This window comes from Vibrio proteolyticus NBRC 13287 (genome assembly GCF_000467125.1).
Taxonomy (GTDB): domain Bacteria; phylum Pseudomonadota; class Gammaproteobacteria; order Enterobacterales; family Vibrionaceae; genus Vibrio; species Vibrio proteolyticus.
This window is the reverse complement of the sequence record NZ_BATJ01000009.1, coordinates 36,841-54,542: the sequence shown is the minus strand read 5'-3', so window position 1 is coordinate 54,542 and position 17,702 is coordinate 36,841. Positions and strand designations below refer to the sequence as shown.

Here is a 17,702-nt window from a genome sequence, read left to right as displayed (position 1 = left end):
GCCCGAGATATGGCGACTTCTATTTGCCGTAACGACGCTATGTCTGATCGTAAACCTGGTACCGATAACTAATTGATCCGTAACCTTTTAGGCTGCGGAAAATAGCAGCCTGACGGGTAAACCCCAAGTTGTACTCCCATTTTTCCAGACTGCTATTTTCCCAGTAACTTACTCTTAATCTACTGGAGAAATACCATGAGTCATTCTGTCTACCTGAAACTAGCCACCTTACTGGTACGCGCTGATCTGAAACGTGAAGAACGAGTTTGGAAACGCAAGTTGCGCCGTAGCGCTCACGATTTACCGTGGAACAACGTCCATCTGCTGCGAGACATCGGTTTGGAACAAGATGGCCGTCCGGTCGGTATGTCTGAGCCTGATGCAGTTAAAGCGGAACGTCGTGTGCGTCATCTGCGTCGAGTACTCAGTGCGCGAATACCTACGTAATCTGACCGGGTCAGGTGCTGACACCTGACCCGGAATCCCTTATGGGCAAGGATTGGAGTAAGTCGTTCCGATCTGCTGAATGCCCTCAAGCAACTCCTGAGTTAATTCGACTTCAATACTGTCAATGTTCGACTTCAATTGTTCCAGGTTGGTGGCTCCAATTATATTGGCGGCCACAAACGGACGTTGATTGACAAATGCCAGCGCCATCTGAGCCGGATCCAGGCCGTGCTCACGCGCTAAATCGACGTACGCTTGCGTGGCTTTGACGCCTTGTGGCGTAAAGTAGCGGACAAAGCGTTCAAATAAAGTGCAGCGAGCCCCTTCCGGACGCGCACCGTTGAGATATTTACCGCTCAGGCAACCAAACGCCAGTGGCGAATAAGCAAGCAGCTGAACGCCTTCAAAGTGACTGATTTCCGACAAACCGACTTCAAAGCTGCGGTTGAGCAGGTTATAGGGGTTCTGAATTGAGACGATGCGTGGCAGTTCGTGCTTTTCGGCCAAACGCAGCAGTGTCATCACGCCCCACGGCGTTTCATTCGAGACACCGATATAACGCACTTTACCGGCTTTAACCAGGTCACTCAGTGCTTCAAGGGTTTCAATCAGTGTGACTTCATCCTGACTGTCTGGATGAGGATAGTTGAGCTGGCCGAAACAGTTGGTCTGACGCTGAGGCCAATGCAGTTGATACAGGTCGACGTAGTCGGTTTTAAGACGGCGTAGGCTGTCGTCAATTGCCTGATGGATATTGCGTCGATCGAGACTCATGTGATCTCGGATGTACGGGACATTACGAGGCCCGGCAACCTTGGTCGCCAGCACTATTTTTTCACGTTTCCCCGACTTTTCCAGCCAGTTCCCAATAAACTCTTCCGTGCGTCCCTGAGTTTCTGCTTTGGGTGGCACTGGATACATTTCAGCCGTATCAATGAAGTTCACTCCGCGCTCAAGTGCGCAATCCAGCTGGCTGGACGCTTCCGCTTGTGTGTTTTGCTCACCGAAGGTCATCGTGCCAAGGCAGATCTTACTGATTTCTAACGTTGAATGAGGCAGCTTGGTGTATTGCATAGTCCTTCCTTGCTTGTTGTGATTCTCCCACTATAGGGGAAGAGTTTGTCTGAGGGGAAGCAGAAACAGACGGGATTCGCAAAAACAGATGGCTTAGCTAAACTTTGTGCTAAGGAGGTGATTTATGCAGAGACACCAACTGGATAAGTGGATTCACGCCCCGCACAAAGATAGTTATCAACCGCCGAAAGTGTTTGTTATCGGATGTTCTGATTTGTCCCAGTATTTGCTGGCGGTTGAATTTAAACACCGGCTGGAGCCGATCAAGCAAGCGGGTGAAACGCTGCACTTCGACTCTATTGAGCAGGTCAAAGAGGAATTGATCCGGCTGGGGGTAGAACGGGCGTACTTGCGGCTGCATAACGCCTATGATGAGTGCGGCAGCCCCGATGGCCAGTGTTATTGCGATATTGAGTTATCACTGGCGAACCACATCAGTCATTAGCGCATCTGGTGAGCTAAGAGAGAAAGTTCCGTTGCAAAATACGGGCAGTAAACTGCGTTCGCAGATAGAACCCGCGTGGCAGGGTTTTGATTGGCCGGCCTGTGGCGCCATAGGCTTCGGTGACCACCCGGCCGTTGGCCGCTTTGGGGCGTAGCTGTAGCACCTCACCATGACGGGCGGTGATCTGTTCCACCTGACCCAGCACGATCAATTCCATCAGTTCTTCCCAATCTTGTTTGAGCTGCGCTTCTTCATCAGCGTCTGGCGACCAAAGTAAAGGTGAGCCCACCCGTCGTTCAGGCAGGGGAATTTCACGTTCGCCTTGCACGGGTACCCACAGGATACGCGACAGTTTATTGCGTACATGGCTGTGTTCCCAAGTCAGGCCATGCACCCCGGTCAGTGGCGCGACACAAACAAAGGTGGTTTCGAGCGGTTTTCCGCTATGGCTGATCGGAATACTCTTCAGTTCGATACCCAACTGGGCAAAATCTTGGGTCGGTTTGCTGCCTGCGGTGGCACCCAGATGCCATTCAAGCAGTTGTCCGACCCAGCCTTTGTCGCGGCGCAAATCCGGCGGGACGGCCATACCCGCTTCCTTTGCCAGTTCTGCAAATGAGTGGCCGGCAATGCCCATAGCGCGTTCGAGGAGTTCTTGTTCTGACTGAGGTTCTGGTTTCATGACTGTTTCCGCCGACGATCATCCGCAGTATGGTAACAAATTTTTCCAGCACAACGGAATGGCGAGTGTTGTCCCGGGAATGGTCAGATAACGATCGTTTTGCCCAAAAGATCATCTATTCATAACTTATCCACAGAGTGTGGCGTCGAAAACGCAGGATTACGGAGGTCTGGATCAATAAACAGGGGTTTTAACCTCAGTTTAGGGTTGATTTTTCTGACGTGATGCTGAAGTGTTCACTACTGATGTGGATAAAATCGTCGTTGGTGGATCTTTGACCGATCTGTGTGGAAAGGAGATGAGATATCACGCTGGGTTTGAAAATAAACAAAGAATATATTTAAGGTTATGATATTTAATATTTTTTGTTGTTTGTTTTTTAGGTGACCTCACAGGTCATCTCGGCAGTGTATTTAAAATGATCACTTTCTCATTGATTCTACACATGGTTATGCACAGAAAAGGTGAATAAATGTGGCGTAGCTCTCATCCTGCTGTTGATAACCACGGTTTGGTGTAAAAGTTATTCAATATGCGCAGTGAACACAATAAATCACGCCTCAATCACACAAGGAAGTTTGCTCATATTGGGGATATGTGGAAAAATCACTGTTATTAAAGATTTTATTAGAGGTTGGCCAGTGATAGATGGCGATGGTTACCGCTTAAATGTGGGAATTGTAATTTGTAACAACCATGGTCAGGTCTTCTGGGCAAAACGATACGGACAACACTCTTGGCAGTTTCCTCAAGGTGGCATTGATGATGGCGAAACTCCTGAGCAAGCCATGTTCCGGGAGTTGTATGAAGAAGTGGGATTGACGAAGAAAGACGTCAAGATCATCGCAACCAGTCGTCATTGGCTGAGGTACAAGCTTCCCAAGCGTTTGGTTCGCTGGGATTCCAAACCTGTCTGTATCGGCCAAAAACAGAAATGGTTTTTATTGCGTCTGGAGTGCGAAGAATCGCGCATTAATATGCAGCGTGGTAATTCCCCTGAATTTGATGGTTGGCGTTGGGTCAGTTATTGGTATCCGGTCAGACAAGTGGTTTCTTTTAAGCGCGATGTTTATCGTCGGGCAATGAAGGAGTTTGCCTCGATGGCAATGCCGTTCCGTGAACGTAAACTGAAAGGTAAACGCAAACACAAAAGAGGATAGGCATGCTTTCTCAACTAAGGGAAATAGTTGAACAGGTTTCCAAAGTGGAAGACGTCCATCAGGCGTTGGATGTTTTGGTGAAGCAGACATGCCGTGCAATGAGCACGGAGTGTTGCACTATCTATCTGGCAAACGAAGAGATGCATCGCCTGGAGCTGATGGCCACACAAGGTCTCAAGTTCAAAGGCGATAAAATTCATATCGATTTTAATGAAGGTCTGGTGGGATTGGTGAAGCGTTCTGCTGAACCTATCAACCTGGCTGAAGCTTCCAAACACCCCAATTTCAAATACTTCTCCGAACTGGGGGAAGAGGTATACCAAAGTTTCCTCGGCACGCCCATCATTCACCGCAAACAAGTGCTTGGTGTGTTGGTGGTACAACAGAAAACACCGCGTCAGTTCAGTGAAATGGAAGAGTCTTTTCTGGTTACTCTGGCGGCCCAGTTGGCGGTGATCATTGCCCACGCGCAAACCCAGGGTTTGTGGAAGCTGAGCAAGCGACAACAGGCGATCAAAGGCATTCCAGCATCGGCGGGAATTGCCATTGGCCAGTTCTGGTGGGACGACACTCAGCCGCAACTTACCGATGTGTATCCGGCGTCGACGTTGAATGTCGAACAAGAGCAGGAGTGGTTGCTGCTGGCAGTGGAAGCCGCGCTGAGTGATTTCCGCCGGATGCGCAAGAAACTCGACAGCGAAATCAACAAAGATGCATTGGCGATCTTTGATCTTTTTACTCACTTGCTGAATGACCCGATGCTGCGCGGCGATTTGAAAGCGCAAATCCAGAAAGGCGATCGCGCTGACTGGGCGTTGCGTCAGGTAGTGGAAACTTACTCGAACCGTTTTGCGCGGATGTCGGATGTCTACTTACGCGAGCGGGCTCAGGACATTCGAGAGCTCGGGCAGCGGCTGCTGTATTTCCTGCACAATACCGAAAATGAACAGCAAGAATTTGAACAACCGGTGATTCTGGTGGTGCGAGAGCTGACCGCTTCCTTGTTGGCGTCGATTCCAAAAGATAAGCTGCTGGCGGTTGTGTCGCTGGAAGGGGCGGCTAACTCGCACGCCGCTATCCTCTCTCGGGCGCTCGGCATTCCTGCTGTGATGGGCGCCACGCTCAATCTGAAAAATCTGAACGGCAAGCTGGGGATTGTTGACGGCTACAGTGGCAAGATCCTGATTTCGCCAAACAAACAGTTGCTGCGTGAATACCGTGCACTGGCGGCGGAAGAGCGCGAGTTGGCCAGCATGGTCAACAAGCGCATCGAAGAGCCCGCCTGTACTCAGGATGGAGAACGGGTGCAGGTGTTGCTCAACGCGGGGTTAAGCGCGGATGCCAACATTGCTGTGAACCAGGGGGTTGACGGCGTCGGGTTGTACCGAACGGAAATCTCCTTCCTGCTGCAACACCGTTTTCCTTCTGAAGAAGAGCAAACCCAGCAGTACCAGGCGGTGTTGGGAGCGTATCCGGACAAACGGGTGGTGATGCGGACGTTGGATGTTGGCGGTGACAAAGCGTTGCCGTACCTGCCGATAGAAGAGGACAATCCCTTTCTTGGCTGGCGTGGGATCCGCTTTACGCTTGATCATCCGGATATCTTCTTGATGCAGCTTCGGGCAATGATGAAAGCCAGTGCAGAATATCAGAACTTGAGTATACTGCTGCCGATGGTATCAGGGGCGAAAGAGCTCGACGACGCGTTAACGCTGATCCATCAGGCGTATCAGGAGGTGTCGGTCATCGATGAACGGATCGTGATGCCGCCCGTTGGCATCATGATTGAAGTACCGTCGATGCTTTACTTGCTGCCACTCATTGCCACGAAAATCGACTTTGTTTCGGTTGGGACCAATGATCTAACCCAATATCTGCTGGCGGTGGATCGCAATAATTCCCGCGTGGCAGATGTGTATGAATCGATGCATCCGGCGGTGGTGATGGCACTGAAGCAGATCCAATCGTGCTGTGAGCAACTGAAGCTGCCCGTCTGTGTGTGCGGTGAGCTGGCCGGTGACCCGATCGGCGCGCTGCTGCTGGTAGGGCTGGGTTATCGTACGCTGAGTATGAACACGTCGAACGTTGCCCGGGTTAAATACCTGTTGCGTCATTCCGCTGCACAAGAATTAACAGCACTTGCTGACAAAGCGCTGATGCAACCCTACGGGGATGCCATTTACAATATGTTGCAGCACTTCTTTGAACAGAAAGGCTTCGCCGGCTTCATTCGTGCCGGGAAAAAATAAGGTAATCACTTGAACGTTGAATTTTTGCTGCTGTTGCTTCTGCTCGGCTCTGTGGTAGGTGTGTTGGCTGGGCTGCTGGGCATTGGTGGTGGCCTGGTGGTGGTACCGGCACTGCTGTTTCTGCTGCCGATGGCTAAGGTTGACCCTGCCATCGTGATGAATATTGCGTTGGCGACCTCCCTGGCCAGCATCATCGTGACGTCCGGCTCGTCGGCACTCAACCACCTCAAGCTGGGTAATGTCGATATGTTTGTCGTCAAATGGTTGATGCCGGGAGTGGTGATTGGCGGGTTTGTCGGCGCGAATATCGCGGAATGGATCCCGGCTCAGTACCTGCCGAAAATCTTTGGTGTCATTGTCTTGCTGCTGTCGCTGCAGATGTTGCTGTCGCTGAAAAACAGCAAACATCGCGACATGCCAGGTACACTGGCGACCATGTGTTACGGAACCGGGATCGGCGTGGTATCGAGCTTGGCTGGTATCGGCGGCGGTTCGTTGTCGGTGCCGTTTCTCAACCGTCACGGGGTCGAAATGCGCCGTGCTGTCGGCTCATCATCAGTGTGTGGTTGTGTGATCGCGATTTCCGGTATGACCGGGTTTATTCTGCACGGTTTCAGCAGTGATAACTTACCGCCGTACAGCTTGGGCTATGTTTATCTGCCTGCATTGGCTGCCATCGCGGCAACGTCGATGCTGACCACACGCATTGGTGCCCGTTTGGCCACTCGGATGCCGACCGCCGCACTCAAGAAAATTTTTGCCGTGTTTTTGATGTTTGTTGCCGGAACTATGTTACTGCAATGACATCTCACTCTTAATACCTATTTCAAGCAAGAGAAACGTTTTATGTCTCAGGAATACTTCCAATTTCCTAATATTGATCCTGTTCTGGTCACGATAGGCCCTTTGTCGATCCGTTGGTACGGTTTGATGTATTTAGTTGGGTTTGCCTTTGCTTTGTGGCTGGCTAACCGCCGGGCTGATAAACCAGGCAGTGGCTGGACCCGAGAGCAAGTATCGGATCTGCTGTTTGCGGGTTTCTTGGGAGTCGTGATCGGTGGCCGTATCGGTTACGTGATGTTCTATAATTTTGGTCTGTTCCTCGACGATCCTCTTTACCTGTTTAAAGTCTGGACCGGCGGAATGTCATTCCATGGTGGCCTGCTTGGTGTGATTGCTGCGATGGCCTGGTATGCGCATCGTCAAGGCCGGACCTTTTTTGGTGTGGCCGACTTTATTGCGCCGCTGGTGCCGTTTGGCCTCGGGATGGGGCGACTGGGTAACTTTATGAATGGTGAGCTTTGGGGACGGGTAACAGACGTGCCATGGGCGATGGTTTTCCCCAACGCAGGTCCTCTGCCGCGCCATCCGTCTCAGCTGTATGAACTGGCACTGGAAGGCATCGTGTTGTTCTTCATTCTTAACTGGTTTATCAAAAAGCCTCGTCCACTCGGGTCGGTATCAGGGCTATTTTTACTCGGATATGGTACATTCCGCTTCCTTGTCGAGTTCGTCCGTGAGCCGGATGCGCAACTGGGGCTGTTTGATGGCGTGATTTCAATGGGGCAAATCCTGTCGACGCCGATGATTCTGGCCGGTCTGTTGATGATCATCTGGGCTTACAAGCGTGGACGGTACAAAGACGGCGTTGCAGCAAAGTAGTAAGGAATCCAAGTGAAACAGTATTTAGACCTCTGCCAGCGTATTGTTGATCAGGGCGTATGGGTTGAAAACGAACGCACCGGTAAACGTTGCCTGACGGTGATCAATGCCGACCTGAGTTACGATGTCGGTCACAATCAGTTCCCGCTGGTGACCACGCGTAAAAGCTTCTGGAAAGCCGCCGTAGCCGAGCTGCTTGGCTACATCCGAGGTTATGACAATGCGGCCGATTTTCGTCAGTTGGGCACCAAAACCTGGGACGCCAACGCCAACTTGAATCAAGCCTGGCTGGATAACCCTTATCGTAAAGGTGAGGATGACATGGGGCGGGTTTATGGGGTGCAGGGGCGTGCCTGGGCGAAGCCGGATGGGGGGCACATTGACCAGCTCCGTAAGATTGTGGATGACTTAACCCGCGGTGTTGATGATCGCGGTGAAATTCTTAATTTCTACAACCCGGGTGAGTTTCATATGGGATGCCTGCGTCCGTGTATGTACAGCCATCACTTTTCCCTGCTGGGGGATACCTTGTTCCTCAACAGTACGCAGCGCTCATGCGATGTGCCGCTGGGTCTGAACTTCAACATGGTTCAAGTCTATGTGTTTCTGGCGATCATGGCGCAGATCACCGGCAAGAAACCAGGCGTGGCGTACCACAAAATCGTTAACGCGCACATTTATGAAGATCAGCTGGCGCTGATGCGCGATGTGCAGCTTAAGCGCGAACCGTTTGCGGCACCTCAGTTTAGCATCAACCCGGATATCCGCTCTTTGGAGGATTTGGAGACTTGGGTAACGCTGGATGACTTTGAGGTGACGGGGTATCAATGCCACGACGCGATCAAATACCCGTTTTCGGTCTAAGCCGTAATTCAACACAAAAAAAGCCAGCATCCGTGCTGGCTTTTTTGTTCGTCAAATGTACCGTCATAAATAAGCTTGACTGAGACAAAAAAGGCCCCAGTATTGGGGCCTGTCACAATAAGCGATGGTGTTGATTAAGCGGATAACGCCAGAATGGTGCCTGGAAGAATCAGGAAAACCGATAACAGGTAGCCTGCAACAACTGCTTTGTTTTTGATCGCCATTTCGGAGATCATATCGGCACCTTTCAGTGGCAGTTCACGCAGGAACGGAATACCGAAGATCAGCAGGGTTGCCAGTATGTTGAAGGTCAGGTGAACCAGAGCAATTTGCAGGGCGAAGACCGCGAACTCACCCGTAACTGCTGTTGCCGCCAATAACGCGGTAATGCAAGTACCGATGTTTGCCCCAAGGGTAAATGGGTACACGTCACGCACTTTCAGGACGCCAGTCCCAACCAGTGGCACCATCAGGCTGGTAGTGGTAGAAGAAGACTGCACCAAAACCGTGACTATAGAGCCAGATACGATACCGTGGATCGGGCCACGGCCAATGGCGTTTTTCAGAATGTCACGAGCGCGGCCAACCATCAGACTCTTCATTAGTTTGCCCATTACCGTGATAGCCAAAAAGATAGTGGCAATACCGAGGACAATCAACAGCACACCGCCAATCGTATCGCCGAAAGTTGACAACGGGCCTTTGATCGCGCTGACCACAGGTTTGGTGATCGGTTTGATGAAGTTGAAGCCTTTCAGGCTCATGTCACCGGTAGCCAGTAGTGGCGACACCAGCCAATGGGAAATTTTTTCCAGAATGCCAAACATCATTTCCAGAGGCAGGAAGATCAGTACTGCAAGCAAGTTGAAAAAGTCGTGGATAGTGGCACTTGCAAACGCGCGTTTGAATTCTTCTTTACAGCGAACGTGGCCCAGGCTGACCAGAGTGTTGGTGACCGTGGTGCCAATATTGGCGCCCATGACCATAGGAATGGCGGTTTCGACCGGAAGTCCGCCAGCCACTAGGCCCACAATGATCGAGGTGACCGTACTGGAGGATTGGATTAACGCCGTCGCCACCAGGCCGATCATCAACCCGGCAACTGGATGAGAGGCAAATTCAAACAGCACTTTGGCTTGATCGCCCGTCGCCCATTTGAAACCGCTGCCTACCATAGATACTGCCAGTAACAGCAGATAAAGCATGAATGCCAAGTTAGCCCAGCGTAACCAGCGAGTCGTACCCGAAATCGGTGACGCTGCAGTAGTAGCTTGGTTCATCATTTTTTTCTCCGTGGACCTGTATGGATAGAACTGAGGTCGGTTGTTGAAACTGTGGGCGATAGTAGAGAGCGAATGTTTCATTAATATGACAGTTATATTGAAACTGATGTGTTTTTGAGCGCTTGAACCCTTGTTGGTGAATAAAATTATCAGTAGTTATTTATCTTTCTGATTTATATAATGTTTATAACTTGTTTTGTGACGAATTTTGGCGCAGATTTTTCGTACCTGTAGGTGTTATGTAAAGCGTTTTGTGACACGGGTACGGCATTGCTGTCATATTGCTGGTTGTACTGTTCGGAATAATTATGATTTTTTCTCTAATAATTCGGTTTTAACGATTTATTGTGGTCACAAAATACATTTGCTATAAACAAAGCTCGACGACCTTGATGGAATACAGGCATGTCTCACCTCAACTACAACCACCTTTATTACTTTTGGATGGTATGCAAACAAGGCTCAGTCACTAAGGCGGCGGAAGCTTTGTTTCTGACGCCGCAAACTGTCACTGGGCAAATCAAAGCGTTGGAAGAACGGATGGATGGCAAACTGACTAAGCGTAATGGGCGCAGTGTCGAGCCTACCGAGTTGGGTCAACTGGTGTTCAAATACGCAGACCGAATGTTTGGCCTTAGCTATGAGATGCTGGATATTGTCAATTACAGCCAGCGTTCAAACATCCTGTTCGATGTTGGTGTGGCGGATGCGTTGTCAAAGCGATTGGTGAGTAAGATTCTGATGACGACTGTACCAGCAGACAACAGCATTCATTTACGTTGTTTTGAGTCGACCCACGAAATGTTACTTGAACAACTGTCGCAACATAAATTAGACATGATTTTATCCGACTGTCCGGTGGATTCCGGTCAGAGCCCGGGGCTGTACAGTAAAAAGCTGGGTGAGAGTAAGATGAGCTTTTTCTGCTCTGGCAATCTGGATAAGGTCAGATTTCCTGCGGTGCTTGAGCAGCGTAAACTGCTGATCCCTGGAAGTCGCACGGCGATGGGGCGTAAAGTACTACAGTGGTTTGATCGTCAGGGCATTCAGCCCAACATCTTGGGTGAATTCGATGATGCGGCATTAATGAAAGCCTTTGCCCGTTATCACCATGATGTGATTTTTCTTGCGCCTTCTTTATATGTGTCAGAAGTGGGGGATGATCTGCCGCTTCAGTTGATCGGACACATCGAGGAGCTCAGAGAAGAATATTATGTCATTTTTGCCGAGAGGATGATCCAACATCCGGCAGTAAAAAACGTTTGTGACGCGGATTTTAGCAATTTGTTTGAATGATTAATTTTATTCTTGTGAACAAATCGATTACTATCTCCGCTGATATTGTAAATTTTTATAAATTCGCTTGACTGACTAGGTTAAACTTGTGAAGTCTGAGATGTACAGTTGTTCCAAGGGATCCCGCCTATGAACCTACAAGAAATGGAAAAAAACTCGGCTAAAGCGGTGGTGTTGCTTAAGGCCATGGCTAATGAGCGTCGGCTGCAGATCTTGTGCATGCTGCATAATCAGGAGCTATCGGTTGGAGAATTGTGCAGTAAACTTGAATTGAGCCAGTCGGCATTATCCCAGCATCTGGCGTGGCTGCGACGAGACGGTCTGGTGCATACACGCAAAGAGGCTCAAACGGTTTACTACACGCTGAGCAGTGATGAGGTGAAAGCCATGATTCATTTACTGCATCAGCTGTATTGCAAGGAAGCGGCGATGGCGTAAGCCATCGCTTTTTACTTTTTAAGGTAAAATTCAGGTATAAAAAAACCGGCCATGCAGCCGGTTTTTTTCTTCACTGTGTTATCAGAGTTCTATTACAGAGCTTTGATTGCAGCAGAGAAGCGAGACTTATGACGTGCAGCTTTATTCTTGTGAATAAGGCCTTTAGTCGCCATGCGGTCTAGGATTGGTGTAACTGCAGCAAATGCTTCAGTTGCAGCAGCTTTGTCGCCTGCTTCGATAGCAGCAACAGTTTTCTTCATGTAAGTGCGCATCATTGAACGACGGCTAGCATTGTGCTGGCGACGTTTCTCAGCCTGGATAGCGCGCTTCTTAGCAGATTTACTATTTGCCAAGGGTCTAACTCCCAAAAACTTTAGTTCGGTGACAATTTAAGGGCAGGGAATATCCCTCATTAGCACTTAATTGTCAAATGATTTGTGCAAAAACCACTCGAAACCAAACAAATTTTGGTAAGAAAAGGTCTTCGCGGTTAAGATGGCGTGGATTCTAACAGTATTTTTATACCAATGCTAATACTTATCTGCTCTTACGCTGACATTCCTTTCCCGGCGAGGTAGATAATCGGATTTTTAGCTGCTTCGACAGAGGTTAAAGTGAGTAAACGTCTTCTTAAGTCTGGCCTGATCGTCAGTGCCATGACTTTGGTTTCGCGTGTCCTGGGATTAGTCCGGGACGTGGTAGTCGCCAACTTGATGGGCGCAGGGGCTGGGGCTGATGTCTTCTTTCTGGCCAATAAGATCCCCAATTTTTTACGTCGCCTGTTTGCCGAAGGCGCATTCTCTCAGGCGTTTGTTCCGGTCTTAACCGAATCGCATGCTCAGGGGGATATGGACAAAACGCGTGAGCTGGTTGCTCGCGCTGCCGGGACGCTCGGGGTGATTGTCACCGTAGTTACCCTGCTGGGTATTCTGTTTTCCGGAGCCGTCACTGCGGTGTTTGCGGCGGGGTGGTTCTGGGACTGGCTGAATGGTGGTCCGTCGGCAGAAAAGTTTGAACTCGCCACCTTGATGCTCAAACTGACCTTTCCTTATTTATGGTTCATTACGTTTGTGGCCCTGTCCGGTGCCATCCTCAACACCATGGGAAAATTCGCCGTCTCTTCTTTTACGCCGGTGTTTCTCAATGTGATGATCATCTTTTCGGCCTGGTTTATTTCACCGCAGATGACTCAGCCGGAGATTGGTTTGGCGATCGGGGTGTTTCTCGGTGGTCTGGTTCAGTTTCTGTTTCAGATCCCGTTTCTGATTAAGGCCGGGGTGATGGTCAAGCCGAAATGGGGCTGGCGTGACCCGGGGGTCGTAAAGATCCGGACGCTGATGATCCCCGCGTTGTTCGGGGTTTCCGTCAGCCAGATCAACCTGTTGTTTGACACCTTTATTGCCAGTTTTCTGCAAACCGGTTCAATCAGCTGGCTGTATTATTCTGACCGGTTGCTGGAGTTTCCGCTCGGGTTGTTTGGTATTGCAATTGCCACGGTGATTTTGCCGGCGCTGTCGCGTAAACACGTCGACGCCCAAGGCGAAGGCTTTGCTCACACTATGGACTGGGGGGTGCGTATGGTCACTCTGTTGGGGATTCCCGCCATGTTGGGGTTGATGGTGTTGGCCAAACCGATGTTAATGGTACTGTTTATGCGCGGGGAGTTCAGTCCTCACGATGTGCATCAGGCGTCGCTGTCTCTGCTGGCGTATGCGTCTGGCCTGTTGAACTTTATGCTGATCAAAGTGCTGGCCCCGGGATATTACTCGCGCCAGGACACCAGAACGCCGGTCAAATACGGCATCATTGCTATGGTGACCAATATGGTATTCAACGCGATTTTTGCCTGGATGTACGGTTATGTCGGTCTGGCGATAGCCACGGCCTTGTCGGCATTTGTCAATATGGCGCTGTTGTACCGCGGTCTGCATTTGCAGGGGGTGTATCAGGTAACTCGCCAGACCATCTCTTTCGTGGCGCGTCTGATTGTCGGTGGCGCACTGATGGTCGCAGCAATCCTGTGGGCAGATAAAGACATGTCGGTGTGGCTGAGCTGGAGTGGGTCGTACCGGGCGCTGATGTTGGCGATGCTGATTGGCCTTGGTGCCTTGGTATATCTCATTAGTCTGTTTATCATGGGGATTCGCCTAAAAGACTTAAAAGCAGCGACAGATTAAGATGGATTAGTATATAATCCGTCAGTTTCACACATTGATAATTGAGAATTGCAAGGTTTCAGCGTATTTCCATGGAATTAATCCGCGGTATTCATAACATCAAAGCAAGTCATCATGGCTGTGTTCTGACCATCGGCAACTTTGATGGTGTGCACCTCGGGCATCAACAAGTGTTGAGCCAGGTTTCTGAGCAGGCGAAAGCACTGGACTTACCTTCAGTGGTGATGACGTTTGAACCTCAACCGATGGAGCTGTTCGCGAAAGACAAAGCGCCGGCCCGTCTGACTCGCCTGCGCGATAAGTTTGTGCAGCTCGGGAAACTCAATATCAACAGACTGCTGTGTGTGAACTTTAATGTGCACTTTGCCAACCTGAGTGCGGAACAGTTCATTCGTGACTTGTTGGTCGCAAAATTGGGTGTTAAGTTTCTGGTGGTTGGCGATGATTTTTGCTTCGGCAAAGGGCGCACGGGCAACTTTGCCATGTTGCAACAAGCCGGCCGGGAATACGGCTTTGAAGTCGTCAGTACCCAGAGTTTCTGTTTGCAGCAACAACGTGTCAGCAGCACCGCGATTCGTGAAGCGCTGGCTAGTGATGATCTGGTTGCCGCCAGTAACATGCTGGGGCGTCAGTACAGCATCAGTGGGCGGGTGTCACACGGCCGAAAATTGGGCAGAACCATAGGTTTCCCAACCGCCAATATCCCGCTCAAGCGTTGCGTGTCACCGGTTTCCGGTGTGTATGTCGTTGAAGCATACGGTTTACAGGACACGCCGGTTGGCGGCGTCGCGAATATCGGCCAGCGCCCGACGGTCAATGGCATTCGCCAACAACTTGAAGTGCATTTGTTTGACTTTCACGGCAATTTGTACGGCAAACAGCTGGAAGTCGCACTGTTACATAAGCTCCGAGACGAGCATAAATTTGAGTCGTTTGATGCGCTCAAACAACAAATTGAATTGGATGCTGAGGCAGCAAGGGTGTGGCTGCGTCGGCTTAAGCGTTAAACGGTTTAGTCCACCGTCTAACATAATGTCTAACTATCGCCCAACATAACGGAATTAAGAATCGATGAGTGAGTATAAAGATACCCTGAACTTACCTGAAACAGGGTTTCCGATGCGCGGCAATCTGGCCAACCGCGAGCCAGAAATGCTGAAGCGTTGGTATCAAGAAGACCTTTACGGCGAAATCCGTAAAGCGAAAAAAGGCAAAAAATCTTTTGTATTACACGATGGCCCTCCATACGCCAACGGTGATATTCATATTGGCCACGCACTGAACAAGATTCTTAAAGACATTATTATTAAATCCAAAACACTTTCAGGTTTTGACGCACCTTACATTCCTGGCTGGGACTGCCACGGTCTGCCTATCGAACTGATGGTAGAAAAAAAGGTTGGTAAGCCAGGTCAAAAAGTTACCGCGGCGGAGTTTCGCGAAAAATGCCGTGACTACGCTGCGGGTCAGGTTGAAGGTCAGAAAGAGAGCTTTAAGCGCCTTGGTATCATGGGTGAGTGGGACAAGCCTTACCGCACCATGGACTTCGACACGGAAGCGAACATCATCCGTGCATTGGGTAAGATTGCTGACCAAGGTCACCTGTTGAAAGGCTTCAAACCGGTTCACTGGTGTACCGACTGTGGCTCTGCATTGGCAGAAGCAGAAGTCGAGTACAAAGACAAAGTCTCTCCTTCGATTGATGTGCGCTTTAAAGCGGCAGACGAAGCGGCGTTGTTGTCTAAATTTGCATTAAGCGAAGGCCACGAAGGTCACGGCGATATTTCTATCGTTATCTGGACCACCACACCTTGGACACTGCCAGCGAACCGCGCGGTGTGTCTGCGTGACGATCTGGAATACGTGTTGATCCAAGTTGAGGGTGACGATGCGTCTGAACGTCAACCTGAGCGTATTATCGTCGCTTCTGAGCTGGCGAAAGACGTGATGGATCGTGCCGGCATCGAGCACTTCCACAATCTGGGCTTTGCGAAAGGCGCGGATCTGGAGTTGACTCAGTACCAGCATCCGTTCTACGACTTTACTGTGCCTGCGATTCTTGGCGATCACGTGACAACAGATTCTGGTACGGGTGTGGTTCACACGGCACCTGGCCACGGCCAGGAAGACTTCGCGGTTGGTCAAAAATACGGTCTGGAAGTCGCGAACCCGGTAGGTTCCAACGGCGTTTACTTGCCAGATACAGAGCTATTTGCTGGTCAACATGTGTTTAAAGCCAATGATGCGGTTGTGGAAACGCTCAAAGAGAAAGGTGCGCTGCTGCATCACCACGCTTACGAGCACAGCTACCCGCACTGCTGGCGTCATAAAACGCCAATCATTTTCCGCGCAACCCCACAATGGTTCGTGTCTATGGACCAGGCTGGCCTGCGTGCAAAAGCACTTGAATCCATCAAAGGTGTTCAGTGGATGCCAGAATGGGGTCAAAGCCGTATTGAAGGCATGATCGAAGGTCGCCCTGAGTGGTGTATCTCTCGTCAGCGCACCTGGGGTGTGCCGATTGCACTGTTTGTGCATAAAGAAACCGCAGAACTTCACCCCAACACCTCTGAGCTGATTGAAAAAGTGGCTCAACTGGTTGAGCAAAAAGGCATTCAGGCTTGGTGGGATGTCGATGCGGCGGAACTGCTGGGCGAAGAAGATGCAGCGAATTACGAGAAAGTACTGGATACACTCGACGTCTGGTTTGACTCGGGTGTGACCCACTTCTCAGTGGTTGATGCTCGTGAAGAATACCACGGCCACAGTGCAGATCTGTACCTGGAAGGGTCTGACCAACACCGCGGTTGGTTCCAGTCTTCACTGATCTCATCGATCGCGATGAAAGGCGAAGCGCCATACAAACAAGTACTGACACACGGTTTCGTGGTTGACGGTCAAGGCCGTAAGATGTCGAAGTCGATCGGTAACGTTGTGGCACCTAAAGATGTGACCAACAAGCTGGGTGCCGACATTCTGCGCCTGTGGGTGGCATCAACCGATTACACTGGCGAAGTCGCCGTATCGGATGAAATTCTGAAACGCAGCGCCGATGCGTACCGTCGCATCCGTAACACCGCCCGTTTCTTCCTGGCAAACCTCAACGGTTTCAACCCAGAAACGGATCTGGTTCCGGCTGACGAAATGGTGGCACTGGATCGCTGGGCGGTTGGTCGTGCACTCGCCGCGCAAGAAGAGATCGTGAAAGCGTACGGTGAATACAACACGCACGCCGTCACGCAGCGTTTGATGCAGTTCTGTTCAATTGAAATGGGCTCGTTCTACCTGGACGTGATCAAAGATCGTCAGTACACCGCGAAACGTGGTGGCCACGCGCAGCGCAGCTGTCAGACCGCACTGTACTACATCGTTGAAGCTTTGGTTCGCTGGATGGCGCCAATCATGTCGTTCACAGCGGACGAGATCTGGAACGAAATGCCGGGTCAACGTGACAAGTTTGTCTTCACGGGGGAATGGTTCGATGGTCTGTTCGGTCTGGCTGAAGGCGAAGAGCTGAACAACGAATTCTGGGCTGAAATTCAGTCGGTGCGTAATGCCGTCAATAAGCAATTGGAAGCCGCACGTAACGAAAAAATCATTGGTGGTGCGTTGCAGGCGTCAGTCACGCTGTACGCTGACGACGCGCTGGCGGCGAAAATCAACAAACTGCAAGATGAGCTGCGTTTTGTGTTGCTAACCTCTGAGGCAGTGGTTAAGCCAGTGAGCGAAAAAGGTCAAGCGGCGCATGCCACTGAACTGGATGGCTTGTTCGTTGAAGTTGCCGCGATTGACGCTGAGAAGTGCGACCGCTGTTGGCATCACACTCCGGATGTTGGCACCATTGTTGGTCACGAAACCATTTGTGGTCGCTGTGTGTCTAACGTCGACGGTGAAGGCGAAGTTCGTCGATTCGCTTAATTTGATT

The 17,702-nt window shown here is 50.5% G+C and carries 16 protein-coding genes; 12 read left to right on the top strand and 4 right to left on the bottom strand.

Features of this window, described 5'->3' with window-relative positions; genetic code table 11:
• The first annotated feature begins 195 nt into the window (after positions 1-195).
• Entirely contained in the window at positions 196-447 is a 252-nt protein-coding gene (locus VPR01S_RS12210) for a hypothetical protein (protein WP_021705644.1), read from the top strand.
• Between the two features lie 39 nt (positions 448-486).
• Here the strand turns inward: VPR01S_RS12210 and VPR01S_RS12205 are convergent, their stop codons facing one another.
• Positions 487-1,521, bottom strand: a complete 1,035-nt coding sequence (locus VPR01S_RS12205) for an NADP(H)-dependent aldo-keto reductase (RefSeq protein WP_021705643.1) — start codon at positions 1,519-1,521, stop codon at positions 487-489.
• A 124-nt stretch (positions 1,522-1,645) separates the two neighbouring features.
• Here VPR01S_RS12205 and VPR01S_RS12200 point away from each other — a divergent pair, with 124 nt between their 5' ends.
• Entirely contained in the window at positions 1,646-1,966 is a 321-nt protein-coding gene (locus VPR01S_RS12200; protein WP_021705642.1) for a DUF6482 family protein, read from the top strand.
• Between the two features lie 13 nt (positions 1,967-1,979).
• On the opposite strand, the gene mutH is transcribed toward VPR01S_RS12200, so the two are convergent.
• On the bottom strand, positions 1,980-2,648 hold the full coding sequence (mutH, locus tag VPR01S_RS12195) for a DNA mismatch repair endonuclease MutH (protein ID WP_021705641.1): 669 nt from the start codon (positions 2,646-2,648) through the stop codon (positions 1,980-1,982).
• Between the two features lie 641 nt (positions 2,649-3,289).
• Between mutH and rppH the strand changes: the two genes are divergently transcribed.
• The 5 genes from rppH to VPR01S_RS12170 are packed head-to-tail and all read left to right on the top strand — an operon-like array spanning position 3,290 to position 8,583.
• Positions 3,290-3,808: an RNA pyrophosphohydrolase gene (rppH, locus tag VPR01S_RS12190; protein ID WP_021705640.1), complete on the top strand. Its 519-nt coding sequence runs from the start codon at positions 3,290-3,292 to the stop codon at positions 3,806-3,808.
• Between the two features lie 2 nt (positions 3,809-3,810).
• Complete coding sequence (gene ptsP, locus VPR01S_RS12185; RefSeq protein ID WP_021705639.1) at positions 3,811-6,057, top strand: phosphoenolpyruvate--protein phosphotransferase; 2,247 nt, start codon at positions 3,811-3,813, stop codon at positions 6,055-6,057.
• Positions 6,058-6,066: 9 nt separating this feature from the next.
• The gene (locus VPR01S_RS12180; protein ID WP_021705638.1) at positions 6,067-6,861 is read left to right on the top strand and encodes a sulfite exporter TauE/SafE family protein; all 795 of its coding nucleotides are present in this window, start codon (positions 6,067-6,069) and stop codon (positions 6,859-6,861) included.
• Between the two features lie 42 nt (positions 6,862-6,903).
• A complete protein-coding gene (gene lgt, locus VPR01S_RS12175; protein ID WP_021705637.1) occupies positions 6,904-7,719 on the top strand; it encodes a prolipoprotein diacylglyceryl transferase in 816 nt (271 codons plus the stop codon).
• A gap of 12 nt (positions 7,720-7,731) precedes the next feature.
• The gene (locus VPR01S_RS12170) at positions 7,732-8,583 is read left to right on the top strand and encodes a thymidylate synthase (RefSeq protein WP_021705636.1); all 852 of its coding nucleotides are present in this window, start codon (positions 7,732-7,734) and stop codon (positions 8,581-8,583) included.
• Between the two features lie 134 nt (positions 8,584-8,717).
• Here the strand turns inward: VPR01S_RS12170 and VPR01S_RS12165 are convergent, their stop codons facing one another.
• On the bottom strand, positions 8,718-9,866 hold the full coding sequence (locus tag VPR01S_RS12165) for a Na/Pi symporter (protein WP_021705635.1): 1,149 nt from the start codon (positions 9,864-9,866) through the stop codon (positions 8,718-8,720).
• Positions 9,867-10,271: 405 nt separating this feature from the next.
• On the opposite strand from VPR01S_RS12165, the gene nhaR reads away from it, so the two are divergent.
• Both nhaR and VPR01S_RS12155 read left to right on the top strand, forming a co-directional pair.
• Complete coding sequence (gene nhaR / locus VPR01S_RS12160; RefSeq protein ID WP_021705634.1) at positions 10,272-11,162, top strand: transcriptional activator NhaR; 891 nt, start codon at positions 10,272-10,274, stop codon at positions 11,160-11,162.
• 129 nt (positions 11,163-11,291) lie between these two features.
• Positions 11,292-11,600: an ArsR/SmtB family transcription factor gene (locus tag VPR01S_RS12155; protein ID WP_021705633.1), complete on the top strand. Its 309-nt coding sequence runs from the start codon at positions 11,292-11,294 to the stop codon at positions 11,598-11,600.
• Positions 11,601-11,692: 92 nt separating this feature from the next.
• Here VPR01S_RS12155 and rpsT read toward each other — a convergent pair whose 3' ends face one another.
• Positions 11,693-11,953: a 30S ribosomal protein S20 gene (gene rpsT / locus VPR01S_RS12150; RefSeq protein WP_021705632.1), complete on the bottom strand. Its 261-nt coding sequence runs from the start codon at positions 11,951-11,953 to the stop codon at positions 11,693-11,695.
• Positions 11,954-12,214: 261 nt separating this feature from the next.
• Between rpsT and murJ the strand changes: the two genes are divergently transcribed.
• The 3 genes from murJ to ileS all read left to right on the top strand — a co-directional run bounded on the left by murJ (position 12,215) and on the right by ileS (position 17,695).
• Positions 12,215-13,777, top strand: coding sequence for a murein biosynthesis integral membrane protein MurJ (gene murJ, locus VPR01S_RS12145; RefSeq protein ID WP_021705631.1), 1,563 nt, complete (start codon positions 12,215-12,217; stop codon positions 13,775-13,777).
• 71 nt (positions 13,778-13,848) lie between these two features.
• The gene (gene ribF / locus VPR01S_RS12140; protein ID WP_021705630.1) at positions 13,849-14,784 is read left to right on the top strand and encodes a bifunctional riboflavin kinase/FAD synthetase; all 936 of its coding nucleotides are present in this window, start codon (positions 13,849-13,851) and stop codon (positions 14,782-14,784) included.
• A gap of 64 nt (positions 14,785-14,848) precedes the next feature.
• Positions 14,849-17,695 (top strand): isoleucine--tRNA ligase, encoded by a 2,847-nt coding sequence (gene ileS, locus VPR01S_RS12135; RefSeq protein ID WP_021705629.1) that lies wholly within the window; start codon positions 14,849-14,851, stop codon positions 17,693-17,695.
• Positions 17,696-17,702 lie beyond the last annotated feature (7 nt).

Excerpts from the sequence above, each read along its gene's own strand:
- ileS (WP_021705629.1), top strand. The coding sequence starts at position 14,849 with ATGAGTGAGTATAAAGATACCCTGAACTTACCTGAAACAGGGTTTCCG.
- VPR01S_RS12200 (WP_021705642.1), top strand. The coding sequence starts at position 1,646 with ATGCAGAGACACCAACTGGATAAGTGGATTCACGCCCCGCACAAAGAT.
- mutH (WP_021705641.1), bottom strand. The coding sequence starts at position 2,648 with ATGAAACCAGAACCTCAGTCAGAACAAGAACTCCTCGAACGCGCTATG.
- ribF (WP_021705630.1), top strand. The coding sequence starts at position 13,849 with ATGGAATTAATCCGCGGTATTCATAACATCAAAGCAAGTCATCATGGC.
- VPR01S_RS12205 (WP_021705643.1), bottom strand. The coding sequence starts at position 1,521 with ATGCAATACACCAAGCTGCCTCATTCAACGTTAGAAATCAGTAAGATC.
- ptsP (WP_021705639.1), top strand. The coding sequence starts at position 3,811 with ATGCTTTCTCAACTAAGGGAAATAGTTGAACAGGTTTCCAAAGTGGAA.
- VPR01S_RS12165 (WP_021705635.1), bottom strand. The coding sequence starts at position 9,866 with ATGATGAACCAAGCTACTACTGCAGCGTCACCGATTTCGGGTACGACT.
- nhaR (WP_021705634.1), top strand. The coding sequence starts at position 10,272 with ATGTCTCACCTCAACTACAACCACCTTTATTACTTTTGGATGGTATGC.
- VPR01S_RS12155 (WP_021705633.1), top strand. The coding sequence starts at position 11,292 with ATGAACCTACAAGAAATGGAAAAAAACTCGGCTAAAGCGGTGGTGTTG.
- lgt (WP_021705637.1), top strand. The coding sequence starts at position 6,904 with ATGTCTCAGGAATACTTCCAATTTCCTAATATTGATCCTGTTCTGGTC.
- VPR01S_RS12210 (WP_021705644.1), top strand. The coding sequence starts at position 196 with ATGAGTCATTCTGTCTACCTGAAACTAGCCACCTTACTGGTACGCGCT.